The 19,819-nt window shown below is 43.4% G+C and carries 21 protein-coding genes; 15 read left to right on the forward strand and 6 right to left on the reverse strand.

Features of this window, described 5'->3' with window-relative positions; translation table 11 throughout:
- Positions 1-160 precede the first annotated feature (160 nt).
- On the forward strand, positions 161-640 hold the full coding sequence (locus MHI51_RS13055; protein WP_036686314.1) for a Fur family transcriptional regulator: 480 nt from the start codon (positions 161-163) through the stop codon (positions 638-640).
- A 73-nt stretch (positions 641-713) separates the two neighbouring features.
- Here the strand turns inward: MHI51_RS13055 and MHI51_RS13060 are convergent, their stop codons facing one another.
- The gene (locus tag MHI51_RS13060) at positions 714-1,394 is read right to left on the reverse strand and encodes a TIGR00266 family protein (RefSeq protein ID WP_076218192.1); all 681 of its coding nucleotides are present in this window, start codon (positions 1,392-1,394) and stop codon (positions 714-716) included.
- 162 nt (positions 1,395-1,556) lie between these two features.
- Here MHI51_RS13060 and MHI51_RS13065 point away from each other — a divergent pair, with 162 nt between their 5' ends.
- Positions 1,557-1,763, forward strand: a complete 207-nt coding sequence (locus MHI51_RS13065; protein WP_076125962.1) for a hypothetical protein — start codon at positions 1,557-1,559, stop codon at positions 1,761-1,763.
- 61 nt (positions 1,764-1,824) lie between these two features.
- Positions 1,825-2,556, forward strand: a complete 732-nt coding sequence (locus MHI51_RS13070) for a class I SAM-dependent methyltransferase (protein ID WP_405173934.1) — start codon at positions 1,825-1,827, stop codon at positions 2,554-2,556.
- A 105-nt stretch (positions 2,557-2,661) separates the two neighbouring features.
- Here the strand turns inward: MHI51_RS13070 and MHI51_RS13075 are convergent, their stop codons facing one another.
- A complete protein-coding gene (locus MHI51_RS13075; RefSeq protein WP_076135544.1) occupies positions 2,662-3,480 on the reverse strand; it encodes an AraC family transcriptional regulator in 819 nt (272 codons plus the stop codon).
- Between the two features lie 277 nt (positions 3,481-3,757).
- Here MHI51_RS13075 and MHI51_RS13080 point away from each other — a divergent pair, with 277 nt between their 5' ends.
- The 6 genes from MHI51_RS13080 to MHI51_RS13105 all read left to right on the forward strand — a co-directional run bounded on the left by MHI51_RS13080 (position 3,758) and on the right by MHI51_RS13105 (position 9,018).
- Positions 3,758-4,525 carry a sugar phosphate isomerase/epimerase gene (locus tag MHI51_RS13080; RefSeq protein WP_076202612.1) on the forward strand — a complete coding sequence of 256 codons (768 nt, stop codon included), beginning with the start codon at positions 3,758-3,760 and terminating at the stop codon, positions 4,523-4,525.
- A complete protein-coding gene (locus tag MHI51_RS13085) occupies positions 4,518-5,615 on the forward strand; it encodes a Gfo/Idh/MocA family protein (protein WP_036686323.1) in 1,098 nt (365 codons plus the stop codon). Before MHI51_RS13080 ends, MHI51_RS13085 begins: the two co-directional genes overlap by 8 nt.
- Positions 5,616-5,637: 22 nt before the next feature.
- Complete coding sequence (locus MHI51_RS13090; RefSeq protein WP_341002250.1) at positions 5,638-6,708, forward strand: Gfo/Idh/MocA family oxidoreductase; 1,071 nt, start codon at positions 5,638-5,640, stop codon at positions 6,706-6,708.
- Between the two features lie 34 nt (positions 6,709-6,742).
- On the forward strand, positions 6,743-7,711 hold the full coding sequence (locus MHI51_RS13095; RefSeq protein WP_076101695.1) for a sugar phosphate isomerase/epimerase: 969 nt from the start codon (positions 6,743-6,745) through the stop codon (positions 7,709-7,711).
- A 5-nt stretch (positions 7,712-7,716) separates the two neighbouring features.
- On the forward strand, positions 7,717-8,688 hold the full coding sequence (locus MHI51_RS13100; protein ID WP_405173935.1) for a phosphotransferase family protein: 972 nt from the start codon (positions 7,717-7,719) through the stop codon (positions 8,686-8,688).
- Positions 8,689-8,760: 72 nt separating this feature from the next.
- Positions 8,761-9,018, forward strand: a complete 258-nt coding sequence (locus tag MHI51_RS13105; protein WP_405173936.1) for a DUF2164 domain-containing protein — start codon at positions 8,761-8,763, stop codon at positions 9,016-9,018.
- A gap of 19 nt (positions 9,019-9,037) precedes the next feature.
- On the opposite strand, the gene fabV is transcribed toward MHI51_RS13105, so the two are convergent.
- A complete protein-coding gene (gene fabV / locus MHI51_RS13110; protein WP_405173937.1) occupies positions 9,038-10,228 on the reverse strand; it encodes an enoyl-ACP reductase FabV in 1,191 nt (396 codons plus the stop codon).
- A gap of 180 nt (positions 10,229-10,408) precedes the next feature.
- Between fabV and MHI51_RS13115 the strand changes: the two genes are divergently transcribed.
- From MHI51_RS13115 to MHI51_RS13130, 4 genes are all read left to right on the forward strand, one after another.
- Positions 10,409-11,371, forward strand: coding sequence for a phosphotransferase family protein (locus tag MHI51_RS13115; protein ID WP_405173938.1), 963 nt, complete (start codon positions 10,409-10,411; stop codon positions 11,369-11,371).
- Between the two features lie 67 nt (positions 11,372-11,438).
- Positions 11,439-11,978 (forward strand): HXXEE domain-containing protein, encoded by a 540-nt coding sequence (locus tag MHI51_RS13120; protein ID WP_076125975.1) that lies wholly within the window; start codon positions 11,439-11,441, stop codon positions 11,976-11,978.
- A gap of 139 nt (positions 11,979-12,117) precedes the next feature.
- Positions 12,118-13,185, forward strand: coding sequence for an ABC transporter ATP-binding protein (locus MHI51_RS13125; protein ID WP_076135552.1), 1,068 nt, complete (start codon positions 12,118-12,120; stop codon positions 13,183-13,185).
- A 183-nt stretch (positions 13,186-13,368) separates the two neighbouring features.
- Positions 13,369-14,841, forward strand: coding sequence for a family 43 glycosylhydrolase (locus MHI51_RS13130; RefSeq protein WP_405174060.1), 1,473 nt, complete (start codon positions 13,369-13,371; stop codon positions 14,839-14,841).
- 84 nt (positions 14,842-14,925) lie between these two features.
- Here the strand turns inward: MHI51_RS13130 and fabF are convergent, their stop codons facing one another.
- Complete coding sequence (fabF, locus tag MHI51_RS13135; protein ID WP_339248426.1) at positions 14,926-16,164, reverse strand: beta-ketoacyl-ACP synthase II; 1,239 nt, start codon at positions 16,162-16,164, stop codon at positions 14,926-14,928.
- A 127-nt stretch (positions 16,165-16,291) separates the two neighbouring features.
- On the opposite strand from fabF, the gene MHI51_RS13140 reads away from it, so the two are divergent.
- Positions 16,292-17,152 carry a helix-turn-helix transcriptional regulator gene (locus tag MHI51_RS13140; protein ID WP_076125982.1) on the forward strand — a complete coding sequence of 287 codons (861 nt, stop codon included), beginning with the start codon at positions 16,292-16,294 and terminating at the stop codon, positions 17,150-17,152.
- A gap of 60 nt (positions 17,153-17,212) precedes the next feature.
- On the opposite strand, the gene MHI51_RS13145 is transcribed toward MHI51_RS13140, so the two are convergent.
- Both MHI51_RS13145 and MHI51_RS13150 read right to left on the reverse strand, forming a co-directional pair.
- A complete protein-coding gene (locus MHI51_RS13145) occupies positions 17,213-17,500 on the reverse strand; it encodes a hypothetical protein (protein ID WP_076125983.1) in 288 nt (95 codons plus the stop codon).
- Positions 17,501-17,662: 162 nt separating this feature from the next.
- The gene (locus tag MHI51_RS13150) at positions 17,663-18,808 is read right to left on the reverse strand and encodes an MFS transporter (RefSeq protein ID WP_405173939.1); all 1,146 of its coding nucleotides are present in this window, start codon (positions 18,806-18,808) and stop codon (positions 17,663-17,665) included.
- Positions 18,809-18,999: 191 nt separating this feature from the next.
- On the opposite strand from MHI51_RS13150, the gene MHI51_RS13155 reads away from it, so the two are divergent.
- A complete protein-coding gene (locus MHI51_RS13155) occupies positions 19,000-19,764 on the forward strand; it encodes an exodeoxyribonuclease III (protein WP_405174061.1) in 765 nt (254 codons plus the stop codon).
- The last annotated feature ends 55 nt before the right edge of the window (positions 19,765-19,819 follow it).

The raw sequence follows: 19,819 nt of genomic DNA on the forward strand, positions 1-19,819 counted from the left end.
GGCATGAAATGATATAATGATGTCAGGCTCTTTTCATTCGTGGTTAATTTTGTTATGATTATATCGTAACGATTACTATTTATGGTTTGTCTTAACTGCATAAATAGGAGCGTCTCAGAGGGTACGGATGTTAAATCGTTCCGGGAAGGTAGGAGACCAAATGGATCAAATATCAAATATCAGTCAATTGTTTGCGGCGCAAAAATATAAATTAACGCCTCAGCGTGAAGCTATAGTGAACGTTCTGCTCGACAATGAGAAGGACCATTTAAGCGTAGAAGAAGTATATATGCTTGTTAAGAACAGCTATCCACATCTGGGCCTGGCAACGGTATACCGTACACTTGAGCTTTTATGTGAGCTACACATTGTAGAGAAGATGAACTTCGGAGACGGAGTTGCCCGTTACGATTTGCGCGGGAACGATCATTCGCATATGCATCATCATTTAATATGCAGCGTATGCGGTCGGTTGGAGGAAATTAAGGACGACTGGCTTGTGGAGCTGGAGAGAAGAGTGGAACGTGAATATGGTTTTAACGTCACGGATCACCGCCTTGATTTCAAGGGTACTTATGGAACATGTAAACGTACTGGCTGCAAAAAAGCAAAAGCAGAAGCAGATAAAGCAGTCTCGTAAGATTGCTTTCTAACCTAAAGACACAGGCTTTCTCTAAGCCTGTGTCTTTTTTGATTACTGCGTTCTAGGAAGTCTAGCTTCGAGTAGGCACAAAGGATTTGATCCACGTTCCGAAACTGCCAGGGTTACGGCTCTGAACGAGAATTACACCTTCTCCACGGAAGCGGCAGACAAGTGCTTCACCACTGGTTATGCTGTTAAGCCAGCCAGAGGCTGCCTTTTCCACCTTGTAGTCCAGATAGTCTGGCCATGCTACGAGGTGTCCGTTATCGATAATCATTTCTTCACCAGGTCCTAAATTTATTGCATGGATAGCACCGAAGGAAGACAGGAACACCGTTCCTCTGCCACTGATTTCTACAATGAAGAAGCCTTCACCGGAGAAGAGCCCTCTGGTTAAATTCTGCATTTTGGTATTTACTTGAATGCCTTCAGTTCCGGCGAGAAATCCGTCTTTTTGAACTAACAGTTTATACGATCCGTCTAATTCTATCGCCTGAATATCGCCGAGTGAGCCAGGCGACAGCAATACCTCACTTTGACCACGGGTCGCTCTAAGTTCTTGAAAGAAGAATTTCTCACCGCTCAGCATTCTCCCGAGACCGCGCATTAAACCACCATCCACAGTTCCTTTTAATTCTACGTTAGGTGACATCGCGACCATTGCGCCCATTTCAGCCTTTACGCTTTCACCGGGATTTAGTTGGACCTTTAACATAGCAAAAGCACCTTCATACAAAACCTGGTAATTCATCCTTTAAACCTCCGCATCTATTTAGATAAGATAGAATACTAGCTTTGCTCTAAGTGTAACGGAATTCTTGCTTCGCTCATAGTCTGGAATATGTTAAAATGAAGTTGTCTTATAGATGTAAGATCAATAATCATTCACCCATGAATAGGAGAGTGGTGTCACATGGCACGAACCAAGACACAAAAAGCCTTGCGTAAGGCAGAGCGCTCCGGAGCCTGGTGCGCAGCACAGAGTCGTAGATTGAATAGTGATTATGGAGCCATTTCACAGCATGTACGATTAACACCAAGCAAGCAGGAACAATTGAATAAGAATAGATATAAGGGGCAGATCTTCCAAGATGATGCTCCTTTTTTATTGGCTATTTGATAAGAGAACATCGCTCAGCGTATAGTAATTGAAGAAATAATATATAGGAGATGTATCCCTGATGAAACAAAATAAATATGACGATTCGAATTTCTTCTCCGCCTACCAGCAAATGCCCCGTTCTATTGGAGGGCTTGCAGCAGCAGGAGAATGGCATGTATTAAAGGCGCTTCTTCCAGACTTACATAATAAAAGTGTGCTTGATCTGGGCTGCGGCTTTGGCTGGCATTGCCTATATGCCCGTGAGCAGCAGGCGAGTTCAGTTATAGGTGTGGATATCTCAGAAAAAATGCTGCAACAGGCGCGTGAAAAAACGAACGATCCTGCTATAACTTATATCCAGCTGCCGATTGAGGACATTGATTTTGCGAGCGAGCAATTTGATGTGGTTCTCAGTTCATTGGCTTTCCACTATATTGAATCTTTTGCAGCCATCTGCCGAAAGGTGCATTCGTTTCTTAAGCCTGGCGGGAGTTTTATTTTTTCAGTGGAGCATCCAATCTTTACTTCACGTGAAGAGCAAGACTGGTATGCCGATGAGCAAGGAAACCGCCTGCATTGGCCCGTAGATCATTATCAATCAGAAGGACTTCGTGAAACTAAATTCTTAACAGAAAATGTGATTAAATACCATCGCACGATTTCCACCTATTTCAATGACCTGATTGAAGCTGGCTTTACTATTAAAGCGGTTAAAGAACCAAAGCCTTCAACAGAAATGAGTAATGATCCATGGATGAAGGATGAGGAGCGTAGACCGATGTTCCTGATCATTTCGGCTGTAAAAGAATAATCTCATGCTCACGAGTTATGTTCGAATATAGAAGCAGGGGTTGTCCTAAAAGTAGCTTTTTCTACTAAGGGACAACCCTTTTGCAATGAAACGGGTTTACTTCATTTACACCTGTTCTCTGCTGTGCACACGATATTCTCTTGGTGACATCCCGAAACGACTTCGGAAGACCCGGTGAAAATAGGTGTAGTTCGCAAAACCACAAGTTTCTGCTACTTGCTCCAGCGGCATGGGACTGAAGGTTATCCGTTCTCTGGCCATTTCCAGTCGGACATCGTTTACATATTTAATAATACTGGTCCCAAAGGCTTCCTTAAATAAATGAACGGCCCGCGAGACGGATATACCCACAAAACCTGCTACATCTTCCAATAGAAAGGGTAGGGTTGCGTGCTCCTCAACATATTGCTTCATTCGGTATGCCAGATAACCTTTTGGAGTAATTGCTGGCTGGTCTGTAATTAGCCGGTCGATTTCCATACATAGAATTTGCAGATAGCAGGCAGATATTTCTGGAGAGAAGTCGGAAAGTCGACGGTGCTCCAGAATCAATTGGCGAAACAAGCCAAGAAAATTCTCACTAAGCGGCACACTTAGACGAGTGGGTCTTTGTGAACGTTGCCACCATTCATCAATCCATGTTCCTCCGCAAAAGATATGATAATCTCCGCTTTCAATTCGTGGCTTGCCTACAGGGTACTCTTCTTTATCTATGATCAAATAGTAAGGATCATTTGGAGCGAATAACATAATATCCCCGCTTTCCACAGGTGACATTACACCATCGATCAATGCACGGCTTCTTCCTTCTGTTTGCAGACGTATAAGAAAGTTCTGGTTCCCTTGACTTTGAGACATATGAAAAGGCTTGCGATGAAAAGAAAATCCGGCTGATAATACGTGACAGGTAGCAGAATGAGTCATAGGTCCTCCTGAGTGTATTGAAATGATAAGCAGATTGTTCATGTTTTAATCATATTATTCATTTTAATATATACGCTTTCATATTACTATGTAGCTAAGCAATAAAGAAAGAAATCGACCATCAACGCTAGAAACAGTCGGTATTAGCTGTGCTTACAAGAATGACAGTTTAAGGAAACTGATGTGAATCAGATTAGTCAATTCTGTTACAGCATTATTGTTCAAGTGATTGTCACTACAGAAAGCCAACTTTAAATCCAATTGGAGTGATTCGAAAATGCTGAAGATAGGCCTGCAATTGTATACGCTCAGAGAAGAACTGGAACAGGATTTTGAAGGGACACTGCGTAAAGTAGCAGCCCTTGGTTATAAAGGTGTAGAGTTTTTCCATTACTTCGGCCGTAGCGCAGCAGAAGTCAAACAATTGCTTGATGAACTTGGACTAGTAGCGCTGGGCGCACACCGTCCCTATGACGCGTTGTTGAATGATACAGAGGCAGAGATCGCGTACAACCTGGAGATTGGAAATCATAATCTGATTGTGCCGTATCTGTCAGAAGAACAACGTAACTATGAAGAAGTTGCTGCGAATCTGAAGATTATTGGAGAAAAGTGCAAGGCGCGTGGAGCGGTTCTTTTGTACCATAATCATGACTTTGAGTTAACTGATCGATATGGTGACCGTACAGCGTTTGACGGTTTGTTTGAAGAGGTGCCGGCTGATTTGCTGCAAGTTGAAATGGATACATGCTGGGTACATCACGCAGGTTATGATGCCGTAGAATATATCAATAAATACGCTGGCCGGTTGCCAATCATCCATCTTAAAGATTTGAAGAAACATGAGGATGGTTCACCGGAAACGGTTGTTCTAGGCGAAGGAGAAGTAAACCTTACAGCAATTCTTGATGCGGCTGTACAGGCAAAGGTAGAGTGGGCGGTAGTGGAGCAGGATTATTGCAGCCGTTCACCATTAGGAAGTGTAGAAGATAGTTTGAAATGGGTAAAAGCATACGCTAATCAAGGGGGAAATGTTCATGTCTAAAAAGTTGAGAATTGCTATTGTCGGTTGCGGTGGAATTGCTAACGGAAAACATATGCCAAGTTTGTCACGTCAAGCAGATGCTGAAATGGTAGCCTTTTGTGATATCGTCGAAGAACGTGCACAGGAAGCAGCAAAAACCTATGGTGCTGAAGGCGCGGCTGTATATACAGATTATCAAGAGCTTTTGAAAGCCGGAGGATTCGATATCGTGCATGTATGTACACCGAATGACAGTCACTCCGTGATCACAATCGCAGCATTGGAAGCTGGCAATCATGTAATGTGTGAGAAGCCAATGGCGAAGACTACAGCTCAAGCACAGGAAATGTTAGAGGCTGCCAAACGCACTGGCATGAAATTGTCTGTAGCTTATCAGAACCGTTATCGTGCGGATAGTGAATATCTTAAAGACGTTTGTGAAAACGGTGAGCTTGGTGAGATCTATTATGCAAAAGCGATTGCCGTTCGTCGTCGTGCGGTTCCTACATGGGGCGTATTCCTGGATGAAGAAAAGCAAGGCGGCGGTCCGCTGATCGATATCGGTACGCATGCGCTTGATCTAACATTATGGATGATGGACAATTATAAACCGCGTAGTGTTATGGGCTCGACTTTCCATAAGCTTGGTAACCGTAAAAACGGCGGAAATGCCTTTGGTCCATGGGACCCTGAACAATTTAAAGTAGAAGATTCAGCATTTGGATTTATTACCATGGAAAATGGTGCTACAATTGTACTGGAATCAAGCTGGGCTCTTAATGTATCTGAATTTGGAGAAGCGAAGACGCTCCTAGCAGGTACAGAGGGTGGCGCAGATATGAAGGACGGGTTACGCTTAAATGGTGACCGTGGTGGCCGTCTATACGAGACTAAAATTGACTTGTCCGCAGGGGGAGTAGCTTTCTTTAACGGAGGACAAGAGAGTGAATCCGATCGTGAAGCTCGCTTGTGGCTTGAAGCAGTTCGGGAAGATAAAGAACCAGTAGTTAAACCTGAACAAGCCCTTGTCGTTACCCAAATTTTGGAGGCTATTTACGAATCTTCCCGTACAGGTCGTGCTGTGTATTTTGACGGAACATCAGATAACTAAACGAGAAGCAGGTGTGAAGTTCATGAGTTCAAACAGACATTCTGTAGTCATTGTTGGTTTTGGAGGAATGGGAAGTTATCACGCAGGATTGATAAAAGAGACCTCTACCTTAATCGTAGTTGGAACGTACGATGTGCTTGAAGCACGTCGTACCAATTCCAACGACGCTGGCTACAAGGCGTACCAAAGTTATGAAGAAGTATTGGCAGATTCTTCGGTCGAAATTATTCTAATTGCCACACCGAACGATGTGCACAAAGAAATTGCGATTCGTGCATTACAAGCTGGCAAACATGTCATTTGTGAGAAGCCGGTTGCTCTATCTAAGGTTGAATTTCAAGAAATACTGGCGGCGGCTGATCAAGCCGAACGTGTGTTTATGGTGCATCAGAACAGACGTTGGGATGAAGATTTTCTAACTATCAAAAAAATGTACGATGAGGAGACGATTGGATCCCTATTCCAGATCGAATCCCGCGTGCACGGAGCGAACGGAATTCCTGGAGACTGGCGTCATGTTAAGGCACAAGGCGGAGGGATGCTGCTGGATTGGGGCGTTCACTTATTGGACCAGCTATTATTCATGATTGATAGCAAAATTACCAGTGTGAGCAGTAGTCTAAGCTTTATTTTAGGAAACGATGTCGATGACGGTTTTGAAGCTATTCTGCAATTTGAGAATGGAATTAAAGCGATCGTAGAGGTTGGGACGACTAACTTTATTACTTTGCCAAGATGGTATGTGAAGGGTATCGAAGGCACTGGAATTATTGAAGACTGGTCTTTAACTGGAAGATTGGTGACAAGAAATAACGCAGGCGAAAAAATCGAACCGAAGCCGATTCGTGCAGGTGTAGGACTAACTAAAACTATGGCACCTCCATCGGAGGGGGCGACGATCACTGAGGAATTACCTCAGCCGTCGGAGTTAAGCTCTAGCTTTTATGATAATTTCGCTGCTGTCATTGAGGGTACTGCAGAACCTATCGTTAAGAACGCTGAGGTTATGCGGGTACAGAATTTGATTGAAGTTATTTTTGAAGCTGCTGAGAGTAATCAAGTGGTGAAGAATTTTGATATCTACGATAAATAATAAGTAAACTATTTCCAAGAGGAGGTGGCCTACAATGAAACTTGGAGTATTTATGGTCTTGTTTGGAGGTCGTAAGCTGGAGGATGCTCTTGATTACGTAGTATCCAAAGGGCTAAAGGCGGTAGAAATCGGTACGGGAGGCAATCCTGGCAACAGCCACTGCGACCCTAAAATGCTGCTGGAGAATGAAACAGCCTTACAAGAATTCAAACATGCCGTGGAATCTCGCGGACTTACAATCAGTGCTTTGAGCTGCCACGGTAACCCATTGCACCCGCAAAAAGAACTTGCTCAAAAGGATCATGAGGATTTCGTAAACTCGGTCAAATTGGCGCAGAAGCTAGGGGTTCCGGTTGTGAATACCTTCTCTGGATGTCCTGGAGATCATGAGGGTGCTAAATATCCGAACTGGCCTGTAGCTCCATGGCCCAATGATTATCAAGAAATTCTGGACTGGCAATGGGAGAACAAGGTTATTCCTTATTGGAAAGAATGGGGTGCCTTTGCCGCTCAGCATGATGTAAAGGTAGGTCTTGAGCTGCATGGAGGATTCTCAGTACACACACCAGGTACTCTGCTGCGGCTGAGAGAAGCAGCAGGTGAAGTGATCGGTGCGAACCTTGATCCGAGTCACATGTGGTGGCAAGGAATTGATCCTGTGCAAGCGATTCATATTTTGGGACGCCAAGGTGCAATCCATCACTTCCATGCGAAGGATACCGTTATTGATCCTGTGAATGTCAATATGCACGGATTAACTGATATGCAGTCGTATACCAAGATGCTTGACCGTGCTTGGCAGTTCCGTTCTGTCGGTTTTGGACATGATCTTAAGACTTGGGCTGACATTATTAGTGCACTTCGTTTGGTTGGGTATGACTATGTGGTTAGTATTGAGCATGAAGATGGGCTGATGTCTATTGAAGAAGGTTTCTCCAAAGCTGTAAGTAACCTTCAACAAGTATTGATTGAGGAGCCACTGACAGAAATGTGGTGGGTTTAAACGAAATGGAGAGCTTCACGAAAGTTAAATTAAATGATGAACAGCTGGATATTTTGGTGAAAGCGGTTTTCGGTTCAGAAACTGCGGTTAACCTTAGTTCAGAACTTACGGGAGGCTTTTTTAATACAGCCTATGATTTGGAACTCAGCACTGGGAAATCTGTCATTCTAAAGGTTGCCCCTGCTGTAGAGACAGATACGTTAAGTTACGAGAAGAACATTATGCGAACTGAAGTGGAAGCTCTCCGTATGGTTGCAGATAAGGGTGTTGTGCCCGTGCCTGCCGTCTACCATTATGATGAAAGTCTGCTGCTTATTCCTATTCCGTATTTCTTTATGGAGAAGGTGGAGGGCCAGCCCTACAGTGATGTAAAGGAGAGTCTTTCACTTCCGGAGAGAGACGCTATCGAAACTGAGCTGGGGCGTTACAATCGCATAATCAATGAGATACGCGGAGAACGTTTTGGCATTTTTGGTAGGGATTCAGAGGAGCCAAGAGCCTCGTGGAGAGAGACCTTTTCATGCCTGATGGAAAGTGTACTTGCTGATGCCAAGAGGCTGAATGCACAGCTCCCTGCGTCCAGTGAAGAGATAATGCAGGAGGTTTCCAAGTATCTCCCTGCATTAGATGCCGTAACCGAGCCACGACTGGTGCATTGGGATTTATGGAATGGGAATGTATTTGTGAAGGATGGAGTCATCGTATCACTGATTGACTGGGAGAGAGCCCTGTGGGGCGATGTGCTGATGGAGTATTATTTTAGGCATTTTGAGAATTCTGCCGGTTTCTATAAGGGGTACGGAACAACCTACGACAGTCCGAACGAGATTCAGCGGAAGAAGATTTATGATCTTTATCTTGATCTTATTCTTACTATCGAATGTTATTCACGCAAATATGCAGACGAAGGTTATGTCCGTTGGACGCATGATAACTTGACTGAGGGTTGGAACCGTTTTAAAAGCAGCAGTGAATGAAGGTTATAGGTGTGAAAAATGACGTGCGAAAGCACGTCATTTTCCTGTATCTAATTAGATTGGAGGATTACCATGCAGCCGTTAAAAATACCGAGAGAACATAAGCTTCATATTACAGCTAGTATTCAAGAATATTTTGATACAGAGCTGTCGAGTGAAATTGGGCAATTAGCCAGCGAGAACCTTCTCGATTTTATGCTCAAAGAACTTTCGCCTTATATTTACAATCAAGCGTTGGCAGATGCACGAAAAATGATTGAGCAAAAGATGATTTCTCTGGAAGAGGAAATATATGCTCTCGAACAACCCTTATCCTCAGGCAGAAGATAATCTAAAAACACGATAAATTTTAGTGCAGATTTATAACAGTTACGTCTGGATCAGTATCAGCTTCGTAATCTACACCTTCAGTCTCGAATCCAAATAGCTGGAAGAATTCCTGTTTATAGCTATGCAGATCCGTTAGGTCGTAGATATTGTCTGAAGTAAGCTGGTCCCAGATTTCTATAACTTCTTGCTGGACTGCCGGAGACAATTCCCAATCATCTATACGGATACGCCCTTCTTCATCCACAGGAGTTCCTTTCGCTGCGTAGAGATGTTCAGCAAACAACCGATAGGTTTGCTCAATACAACCTTCATGAAGACCGTGCTCTTTCATGACTTTGTAAAGGGCGGAAATATAGAGGGGCACGACAGGAATCGCCGAGCTGGACTGTGTGACAAGACCTTTTGTGACCGCTACATAAGCTCTACCGTGAGTAACAGCTAACGCTTCGTTAAGTGTTCTTGCCGTAGCTTCGAGATGGTCTTTAGCAAGTCCAATCGTTCCCTGGCGATATACGGCTTGAGTAAGCTCTGATCCGATATACGAATAAGCAATAGTGGTTGCGTGATCAGCTAATACTCCGGCTTGCTGGAGTGCTTCTATCCATAGCTGCCAATCATCCCCGCCCATCACCCGTTCGGTATCATGAACTTCCTTATCGGTCGCAGGTTCGATGGAGATTTGAGTGACTTCACCCGTATGAAAATTTACAGTTTTGTTGGTAAAGATGTCGCCAATAGGTTTGAGAACAGAGTTATATACTTCGCCTGTCTCCGGGTCTGTACGGCGCCCAGAAGCAACACTGTAGATGACCAAATCGACTTGTCCTAATTCGCTGCGGATCAGCTGAATCGTTCTTTCTTTGGTCTCTTTGGAGTAAGCATCTCCGGTAACGCTGTAGGATTGCAGGCCTGCAGACTCCGCAAGTTGTTCGAAGGCGGCGGAATTGTACCACCCAGCAGAGGCTGTACGGGCTCCATTGCTGCTGCTCGGCCGATATACGCCTACTGTGCTGGCTCCAGCCCCAAATGCGGCTGTAACCCGTGAGGCGAGGCCGTAGCCTGTGGATGCGCCAATGACAAGCACCTTCCGGGGTCCTTTGATCGCGGGTTGTGCCTTAATATACTCAATTTGCCGCTCGACTTGACGAGCGCAGCCTTGCGGATGTGCGGTTGTACATATAAAGCCACGTGTTCTAGGTTTTATGATCATAATAATAGTTTCCTCTCTTTCATGAAAAGCAGCTAATGATACGTGTTATTTCTAATTTTAACAATTTTCATTCCAATGGAGAAGGATTGTTTATCTTTCTTGGATCAAATACAATGAATCCCGGACTTTTATGAGGTTGGATTTTTGCATTTTTACTTAACTCTGTATGGTGGTGAAGTCTTGGAAAGTCAGACTAAAACAAAATTGACGGTTGAGCAGCAGGACATCCTGGTGGGTGCTGCTTTTGGAAGCCATGTGAAAATCATTCAAAGTACGGAATTGACGGGAGGTTATTTCAACGCAGCTTATGACCTCCTATTGTCAGATGGCAGAGCTACGATTCTTAAAATATCACCATCCGATGAGACAGACACGCTAAGTTACGAGCACGATATCATGGCTACAGAGGTTGCGGCAATGCAGCTAATGAAGTCTAAAGGAACGGTACCTGTGCCTGAGGTATACGCTTATGATAACAGCAGAAATTTAATATCTAGTGACTTTTTTTTCATGGAGAAAATAATCGGCCAGCCCTATAATGAAATTAAGGAAGAGCTTAGTCCGCAGCAAAGAAGTTGTATTGAGGAAGAATTAGGTCGTTATAGCCGGATTATCAATGAGATTCAAGGGGATCATTTCGGATTATTTAATGTATCCTCGAAGATAAAGGGGACTTCTTGGCGGGTAACCTTTCAAAATTTGATTGGCAACCTCCTTGATGATGCTCGGCGCTTAGAGGCAAAGATGCCCATTCCTATAGAAAAGATTGAGGCGGAGATCAACAGCCGTATACATGTGATGGATGTGGTCACTGAGCCACGTTTAGTTCACTGGGATCTATGGGATGGGAATGTGTTTGTGAGAGAGGGAAGCATTGTTGCCTTAATCGATTGGGAACGTGCGTTATGGGGCGATCACCTTATGGAATATTATTTTCGCTATATTGAGGATTCTGAGCATTTCTGTAGAGGTTATGGGGACAGCTTTGATAGCCCTAATGAATGTGCACGCAAAAAGCTCTACGACTTATATATCGATTTAATTTATTTCATTGAGTGTTATTCGCGTAAATACGATAGCCAAGGCCATTTCCAGTGGGCACAGGATAATCTGCTGGAAGGTTGGGAACGTTTCATGGGTTAGGACATTTTCAGCAAGATTACAACATAAGAAGGTAAGGAGGCTGAGCAGGAGAAGGGAGAGGATTCTCATGTTTGAGTGGCTAAGTGTACATATAGATATCGTAAGTTTGCTGTGGCTGTTGCCGATCCTATTTATGTTTCATGATTTTGAAGAAATATTAACGATTGAAGCATGGGGGGCAAAGTATAGAACCAGGTTAGAGGACGCAATTCCTTCGTTTATGCGCAAGACGTATCATTCGATGTTACAAATGACTACACGTAATTTTGCAATGGACGTATTATTCGTGTATATTTTTATAGTGACGGTAACTTGTATTGCAGTATTCTTTTCTAATTACTTATTGTACTTGGCAGTGCTTGCGGTATTTTTCTTACATGTATTTACTCATCTAGGACAGACGATATATTTAAAGATATATACACCAGGGGTAGTTACAGCAGTACTAGTAGTTCTTCCCTATTCTCTTTATGCGTATTATCGACTATTGAATGACAACTTGGTATCTCTTGGAGATATCGGATGGTCTCTGCTGTTAGTTCTTTTGCTGCTTCCGCCAATATTGTGGTTGTTAGTGAAGAATAGAACTCGCATTAAACAGAACTAGTACATAAGGCTGCTGCTGGCCATATCTTTTTCAGAAAAATCTTGACTAGAACCCTTAGAACTAGATAAAATAATACTTATTGCTTACAACTTGGTGAGAATCATTATCATAATTGACGAGGAAATGAGAGGGTGACAAGATGGAGCGCCTTTTAGAGGTAAAAGATCTAGCGATATCATTCAAAACACACGGTGGAGAAGTACAAGCGATCCGTGGTGTTAGCTTCCATGTAGATAAAGGTGAAACTCTAGCGATAGTTGGGGAATCCGGTTCCGGTAAAAGTGTAACTTCACAAGCGGTAATGAAGCTAGTTCCAACGCCGCCAGGAGAATATAAACGTGGACAAATTTTATTTGATGGACAAGATTTGATCGGTAAGACTGAGAAGCAAATGCAGAAGATTCGTGGTAAAGAGATCGGTATGATTTTTCAGGATCCGATGACTTCCTTGAACCCGATGATGAAGGTCGGCAGACAAATTACTGAAGTACTGCACAAACATGAGAAAATCTCCAAAGAAGCTGCCAATAAACGTGGGGTTGAACTGCTTACGCTAGTAGGTATTCCTTCACCAGAGCGCCGCTTCAATCAATATCCGCATGAGTTCAGTGGCGGTATGCGTCAACGTGTCGTTATCGCAATGGCACTTGCAGCAAACCCTAAGCTTCTGATTGCGGATGAGCCAACTACAGCGCTCGACGTTACCATTCAGGCACAGATTCTTGACCTGATGAAGGAATTGCAGAAGAAGATTGATACGGCGATTATTTTTATCACCCATGATCTTGGTGTTGTAGCAAGAATGGCGGATCGTGTAGCGGTAATGTATGCCGGACAAATTGTTGAAATGGGAACTGCAGAAGAGATCTTCTACGATCCAAGACATCCTTACACTTGGGGATTGCTTGCATCCATGCCAAGTTTAGAGAGCAAAGGTTCTTTGCTTACCGCTATTCCTGGTACCCCTCCAGATTTGATCAAACCGCCTAAGGGTGATGCCTTCGCACTTCGCAGCACCTATGCTATGCAAATCGATATGGAGAAAGAGCCTCCAATGTATAAGGTTTCGGATACCCATATGGTGAAGTCTTGGTTAATGCATCCGATGGCACCTAAGGTGGAACCGCCAACAGTCGTTAAGAATAGACAACGTATACTTAAGAACGCTTATCCAGAGCCAGTTTTAGTGCAAGAAGGCGCTAAGTAAGCAACTTGTTTTAACTAAATAATAAGAGGAAACGCTAGGCCATTTAGTTGGCTTAGCGTTTTTTTTATTTTCTACAATGTTCACTATTATTTAAATAAATATGAATTAATATGAACTTAATTAAATAAAAGGGTTGACTATTTATCGTTTTCATCTCAAAATGAAAAGGCATACATAGGGGGTATAACGATGAAGAAGATAATTATTACTACTTTACTTAGTGTTTCATTATTAGCTGTAACCGCATGTAACAACGACACGGCTAATTCTGGCAACACAAACAGCGGACCTGAGCCTGTTCAGCCTGTCTTCAAGAATGTTTCTGTACATGATCCTTCCATTATTTTGGCTGATAATAAGTACTATGTGTTTGGCTCGCATTTGGCTTCTGCTAAATCCGACGACCTGATGTCCTGGACTCAATTGTCCTCTGGAGTTGTTGATGGAAACGTACTCATCCCGAATGTCAAAGAGGAATTAAAAGAGGCCTTAACCTGGGGAAAGACGGACACTTTATGGGCACCGGATGTCATTCAATTGGCGGATGGTAAATATTATATGTATTACAACGCGTGTAAAGGTGATTCCCCATTATCAGCACTTGGTATAGCCGTGTCAGACCATATTGAAGGACCTTATAAGAACAAAGGGATCTTCTTAAAGTCAGGTATGGTGGGTGTAGGCGATGACGGAGAAACTTATGATGCCACACAAAAGCCGAATGTTGTAGATCCGGATGTGTTCTTTGATAAAGAAGGCAGATTGTGGATGGTGTATGGTTCTTATTCCGGTGGTATTTTTATTATGGAACTGGATACAAGCACAGGATTCCCACTGCCAGATCAAGGTTATGGCAAAAAGCTTCTAGGCGCAAATCATGCGCGGATAGAAGCTCCCTATATGCTGTACAGTCCTGAGACGGATTACTACTACCTGTTCCTATCCTACGGGGGGCTGGCTGCTGATGGCGGATATAACATCCGTGTAGCTCGCTCGAAGACACCTGATGGACCTTTTGAAGATTCTGAGGGCCAGGATATGATCGATTCACAGGGCACAGCTGGCGTATTGTTTGATGATCCTGCTTATGCTCCTTACGGAGTTAAACTCATGGGGAATTTCGAATTCCTGAATAATGACGATGAGCTCCCAGTAAGTGGGGAAGGATATGTATCACCAGGACATAACTCCGCATTTTACGATGAAGAGACTGGCAAGTATTATTTGATCTTCCATACAAGGTTCCCGAATCGTGGTGAAAAACATGAGGTTAGAGTACACCAGATGTTCATGAACGCTGATGGCTGGCCGGTGGTCGCACCACACCGTTATGGTGGCGAGAGCATTGATAAATATAAGAAAGAGCAAATCGCAGGCGAATACAAATATGTGAATCATAATAAAGAAATTACGGCAGATATCGTGCAATCGGAGCTAATTCAATTGACGAAGAGTGGTAAAATCAAAGGCGCAGTAAAGGGCAAGTGGAAGCTTATCGACGATCATACTGCAGAGTTAACGATAGGTGGTTCTACTTATAAGGGTGTGTTCCTGAAAGAGTGGAATGAAGCTACAGCCAGTAATGTTATGACGTTCACCGCGGTTTCTAATGAAGGGATCTCTATCTGGGGAAGTCATGTATCACCTTCGGAATAAGATAGTTTAAAAGGATTAACAGCAGAAGGGGTTTCAACTAGTCATGTGTAATGGCTAAGTTGAAACCCCTTTTATAATGTAGGATTAGTCTACGAACTTTCGGATCACAATAACAGCATTATGGCCGCCGAAGCCAAATGAATTGGAGATGCCTATTTCGAGATTAGCTTTTCGTGCATTGTTAGGTACGTAATCTAAATCACAGATGGAATCAGGCGTGTCCTGATTGATGGTAGGAGGAATGATTCCTTCTTGGATACTCTTAACTAAGGCAATGGCTTCTAAGCCGCCAGCGGCCCCTAAAGCATGTCCAGTCATGGACTTATTAGCGGTTACGGGGATGTGGTAGGCATGCTCGTCAAATAATTTTTTAATCGCTAGGGTTTCAGAATGGTCTCCTACTACTGTACTTGTCGCATGCGCACTGATTACATCTACGTTGTGGGGCTGGAGATTAGCTTCATTTAGCGCTAACTTCATAGCTTGATAGGCACCAATCCCCTCTGGATGAGTGGCAACCATATGATAAGCATCAGAGCTAGCACCATACCCGATCACTTCGCCGTGAATCTTGGCGTTTCTACGTTGAGCGTGGGAGAGTGACTCAAGAATGACTATGCCGCCACCTTCACCGATTACAAAGCCATCCCGTCCTCCATCGAAAGGGCGGCTCGCTTTAGCAGGCTCTTCATTTCGTGTAGATAAAGAGGTGGCATTCCCGAAGCTGGCCAACGAGATTTCAGTAATAGCAGCTTCAGAACCCCCGGCTATAACAATGTCCGCACCGCCATAACGAATTAAACGGAAGGCCTCACCAATCGCAGTATTTCCAATAGAACAAGCTGTTACTGGAGACATGGTCGGGCCGAGAGCTCCAAATTTAATGCTGATCATCGCCGCAGCCATATTGGAGATCATCATGGGAATTAAGGTAGGGCTGACTCGATCAGGTCCACGCTCTTTCAGGACCGTACCTTGATCCATCAAGGTCTGAATTCCTCCAACACCAGATCCTACATAAACGCCAAGTCTCTCCTTGTCAATCTTATCAAGCTGGAGGCCAGAATGTTTCCAAGCCTCTTCAGTAGCTGCGAGGGCAAACTGACTGAATCTGTCCATTCGCCGTGCCTCTTTACGCCCAAATCTGCCTTCTGCATCGAAATCACGTACTTCGCCGGCAATTCTCGTCTTAAAACCTGTTGTATCAAATGAAGTGATCGGGGATATACCCGATTCACCAGAAATTAGCCGATCCCAAAATTGCCCGATTGTATTTCCAAGTGGTGAGATTAAGCCCATGCCTGTAATCACTACGCGTTCCATAATGAACCTCCTCAGCTAGTGTATACTAGTATTTTTCCACTTTATTTATCCTATTACAAGTTATCGTTTATCCTAGTATAATTTGTACTATACTAAAGGAACAGAAATCCCAAAGTGGAGGTAGCTTATGGCTAATCAAACAAGATTACAAGCATTATCTGATTTTTTGAAAGCACGTCGTGCGGCAATTTCACCAAGCTCTGTAGGCTTGCCAGAAGGCACACGCAGAAGAACGCCAGGACTCCGCAGGGAAGAGGTTGCACAGCTTGCAGGGGTAAGCAGTACCTGGTATACGTGGCTTGAACAAGGCAGAGATATAAAAGTCTCGTCCTCTGTTTTGGACTGTATTGCCACTGCACTTAGGCTGACTAAAGATGAGCGGAAGTATCTCTTTGCACTGGCTTTAGAAACTGGAACCGGAACCACACCCTATCCGCAAGATGAATCTTCCGTAATTAGTCCTTCGCTGCAGAAAATTTTACAGGAACTTAAATATTGTCCTACGATAATTTCTGATAGACGTTGCGGAATCGTCGGTTGGAATGAAGCTGCCGCCCATGTTTTTCTTGATTTCTCAAAGCTGCCCATCGAAGAGCGGAATATGATCCGATTGTTATTTGTTCGTAAGGAGTTTAGGCGCTTAGCAGTGAATTGGGAACAATTCGTCAGCGGTTATCTTTCTATCTTCAGAGCGTATTACGGACAGTATGTAGAGGATCATTGGTATGATGAATTTATAGAGGAATTGAAAGAATTGCATCCGGCTTTTAATGAGATGTGGGAGCAAAGTCGGGTTAGTTCGGCCCCGGATGTGTTACTAGAATTCAGACATGCCAAGGCGGGAAAAATGTTATTTCATCTAACCTCTTTGCAGGTTCATGGCAGTGCAGATTTACGCTGCAGCATCTATACTCCTGCGGGAGATTCGAATACTGAAACCAAGCTGAAGCAGCTTATGGAGCAGCACACAATAGAAGGATTAAGCTAGATGCACATAGAGAAGCATCCCTAGCTGAACTTCCAGCTAGAGATGCTTAATGTTACACTATTAGAAATCTGATGTTGAAATTTCAATAGTTCCGAATGTGGTGCCAGCAGGAGTGCTTAAGAGTGCAGCTACCAAAAGGGCATGAACTGCAAGCGTAAGGCTATTGAATGCTGGAATCGTGTATGTGATAACTGGAGCATTTACACGAGTGATTACTAAATCTACTGGGAAGTTGGAGTTATTGTTCACAGTAACAGCAGCGTTAATTCCACCTGCAAGGTTTTCATAATAAGATTTACCAATGACAGGGGCTAAATTGAAATATTGAAGCGGTAATACGATGGCCATAGTAACGACCTCCTTTTCGTTTGATAGAATATTCTATGTTGAAAATCTATTAATGCTAGAGCGAATGCCATGGTGAATTAGCACTTTTTAATAGAAAAAACCGGGGATGTCCAATAGCCACTTAGAAAGCGGCTGGGACATCCCCGGTTTGTTTTCGTACGCTTATTCCGTTTTATTACGATAAATCAGATACAGTATCAATCCGAATAGCATGCCGACAAACGACATTGCGGATATCGTTAAGTAAAGAGCTTTACCCCCAAAGGCATCATATAATGCCCCACCAGCATAAGAAGCCAGGATACCTGATACACCGAAGAACAATAGTGCAAGGACGGTTTGCCCTGTAGCACGCCATTCCTCGGGTACAATGCTGTACAAGTATTGAATAGCAGCCGAGTAGAACACAGGGAAGGTAAGAATTTGCAGAATCTGCAAATACGCTAACAAGTGTGGATCAATGATCCAAGCTGAAATAAAGAAACGAAGGAAATAGAAGGCTCCGGAAATCGATATGATGATCAGTTCTTTTCCTTTTTGCAACCACCAGAAGCTTAATGCAAAGACAATGATTTCACTTATTGCCGCGAGGAAAAATGATTGGCCTACCAATTGAGGACTGCCACCAAGCTCACGAATATAAACTCCAATAAATGTATCGTTCATTCGTGCGGGTACAGAGCTAATAAATATGAGCACCAGAAACATTAATGTCTTTTTGTTGCCAAAAAAGTGCTTGAGGCTATCCAGCGTGACCGGCTTACCTGTGACGGGGGCATCTGGCATGTTCCAGCTTACTATAAAGCTTATAAGGCAAATGGCAACAAACAGAAGAGCTATTCCATGAGAGCCGAAAAAACCAAGTACATAGCCAGTAATCAGAGCCATTACACCATAACCTAGCGCACCATATGTTCGGATAGAACCATAGCTAATTCCAGCCGCCTCAGAGACTCGGAAATTCAAACTTTCTGTCAGCGGATCAATAGGCATCAAGAAGAAATACAGCAGCATAGCAAAAAGAATGAGAACAACGTAACTGCTGGAATCGAACAAAAAGTATCCGGTTACCGCTGAGCATAACAGCAGAGCTAACAGCACTTTGCGGATGGTTTTGGTTTTATCACTGATCATCCCCCATAAAGGCTGGGCAACGATGGTAACAAAACCACCAGTTCCAATAATGAAGCCGATTTGCGATGGGCTTAGACCTTGTTCACTTAGATAGACTGGCAGAAAGGGAATAAACATGGCTAGTAGAGCAAAATACAAAAAGTTAAACCCTCGTAAAAGATTTGGTGCATTCATAAGTTTTTTTACCTCACGTGTTAGAAAATTTGTATAGAGTCAATTTTGCTATTGTATCATGGATAATAAATGATTAGGATATAAATCTATTCGCGGAACTGCTCAAGATGACCCTAACCCTCTATAAATTTCTGGCCGTAATATGATAAACTGGTTACTATCAAAGCAAAATGCAAGGAGAAACGTTAATGATAAAGTTGGTATCATGGAATGTGAATGGTCTTCGGGCCTGTGTGAAAAAAGGGTTTGATGATTATTTTAAGGAAGTAGAAGCAGATATTTTCTGTGTTCAGGAGACGAAGCTGCAAGAAGGGCAGATTGTTCTGGAACAGGGTGAAGAATACTATCAATATTGGAATTATGCAGTGAAAAAAGGGTATTCAGGCACAGCTATATTTACCAAAATCAAGCCGATCTCTGCGAGATACGGAATGGAAGAGGATGAGGAAGCGGAAGGCCGGATTATTACGCTGGAGTTCGAACAATTCTATCTAGTGAATGTGTATACACCAAATGCCAAACGAGATCTGGCTAGATTGGATTACAGAATGGAATGGGAGGATCGCTTCCGCAATTACCTTCTGGAACTGGACAAGCTAAAACCAGTCGTTGTATGCGGCGATATGAACGTAGCCCATCAGGATATTGATATTAAAAATGCTAAAGCTAACCGCGGAAACTCTGGCTTTACCGATGAAGAAAGAGGGGAAATGAGTACGCTGCTGGAGTCCGGCTTCATAGATACCTTTAGATATTTTCATCCAGAGCTTGAAGGCGTTTATTCATGGTGGTCTTATATGCCGAAGGTGAGAGAACGGAATGTAGGCTGGCGGATTGATTATTTCCTAGCTTCTTCTAGACTTGCACCTAATCTGCTCGATGCCCAAATTGATTGCCACATTATGGGGAGCGATCATTGCCCGGTCATCCTCAAGCTTGCTGATTTCACAGGCTAGAATCGAATATTCAAAAGGCCGCTAAGTCTCTTTAAAGGACGAAGCGGCCTTTTTT

It is taken from the genome of Paenibacillus sp. FSL H8-0260 (assembly GCF_045040625.1).
GTDB classification, from domain to species: Bacteria; Bacillota; Bacilli; order Paenibacillales; family Paenibacillaceae; genus Paenibacillus_AQ; species Paenibacillus_AQ odorifer.

Bases quoted from the DNA above. Each gene is read 5' to 3' on its own strand.
- MHI51_RS13125 (WP_076135552.1), top strand. From the start codon at position 12,118: ATGGAGCGCCTTTTAGAGGTAAAAGATCTAGCGATATCATTCAAAACA.
- MHI51_RS13080 (WP_076202612.1), top strand. From the start codon at position 3,758: ATGCTGAAGATAGGCCTGCAATTGTATACGCTCAGAGAAGAACTGGAA.
- MHI51_RS13065 (WP_076125962.1), top strand. From the start codon at position 1,557: ATGGCACGAACCAAGACACAAAAAGCCTTGCGTAAGGCAGAGCGCTCC.
- MHI51_RS13085 (WP_036686323.1), top strand. From the start codon at position 4,518: ATGTCTAAAAAGTTGAGAATTGCTATTGTCGGTTGCGGTGGAATTGCT.
- MHI51_RS13150 (WP_405173939.1), bottom strand. From the start codon at position 18,808: ATGAATGCACCAAATCTTTTACGAGGGTTTAACTTTTTGTATTTTGCT.
- MHI51_RS13140 (WP_076125982.1), top strand. From the start codon at position 16,292: ATGGCTAATCAAACAAGATTACAAGCATTATCTGATTTTTTGAAAGCA.
- MHI51_RS13060 (WP_076218192.1), bottom strand. From the start codon at position 1,394: ATGAATTACCAGGTTTTGTATGAAGGTGCTTTTGCTATGTTAAAGGTC.
- MHI51_RS13075 (WP_076135544.1), bottom strand. From the start codon at position 3,480: ATGACTCATTCTGCTACCTGTCACGTATTATCAGCCGGATTTTCTTTT.
- fabV (WP_405173937.1), bottom strand. From the start codon at position 10,228: ATGATCATAAAACCTAGAACACGTGGCTTTATATGTACAACCGCACAT.
- MHI51_RS13070 (WP_405173934.1), top strand. From the start codon at position 1,825: ATGAAACAAAATAAATATGACGATTCGAATTTCTTCTCCGCCTACCAG.
- MHI51_RS13095 (WP_076101695.1), top strand. From the start codon at position 6,743: ATGAAACTTGGAGTATTTATGGTCTTGTTTGGAGGTCGTAAGCTGGAG.
- MHI51_RS13090 (WP_341002250.1), top strand. From the start codon at position 5,638: ATGAGTTCAAACAGACATTCTGTAGTCATTGTTGGTTTTGGAGGAATG.
- MHI51_RS13055 (WP_036686314.1), top strand. From the start codon at position 161: ATGGATCAAATATCAAATATCAGTCAATTGTTTGCGGCGCAAAAATAT.
- MHI51_RS13145 (WP_076125983.1), bottom strand. From the start codon at position 17,500: ATGGCCATCGTATTACCGCTTCAATATTTCAATTTAGCCCCTGTCATT.
- fabF (WP_339248426.1), bottom strand. From the start codon at position 16,164: ATGGAACGCGTAGTGATTACAGGCATGGGCTTAATCTCACCACTTGGA.
- MHI51_RS13105 (WP_405173936.1), top strand. From the start codon at position 8,761: ATGCAGCCGTTAAAAATACCGAGAGAACATAAGCTTCATATTACAGCT.
- MHI51_RS13100 (WP_405173935.1), top strand. From the start codon at position 7,717: ATGGAGAGCTTCACGAAAGTTAAATTAAATGATGAACAGCTGGATATT.
- MHI51_RS13120 (WP_076125975.1), top strand. From the start codon at position 11,439: ATGTTTGAGTGGCTAAGTGTACATATAGATATCGTAAGTTTGCTGTGG.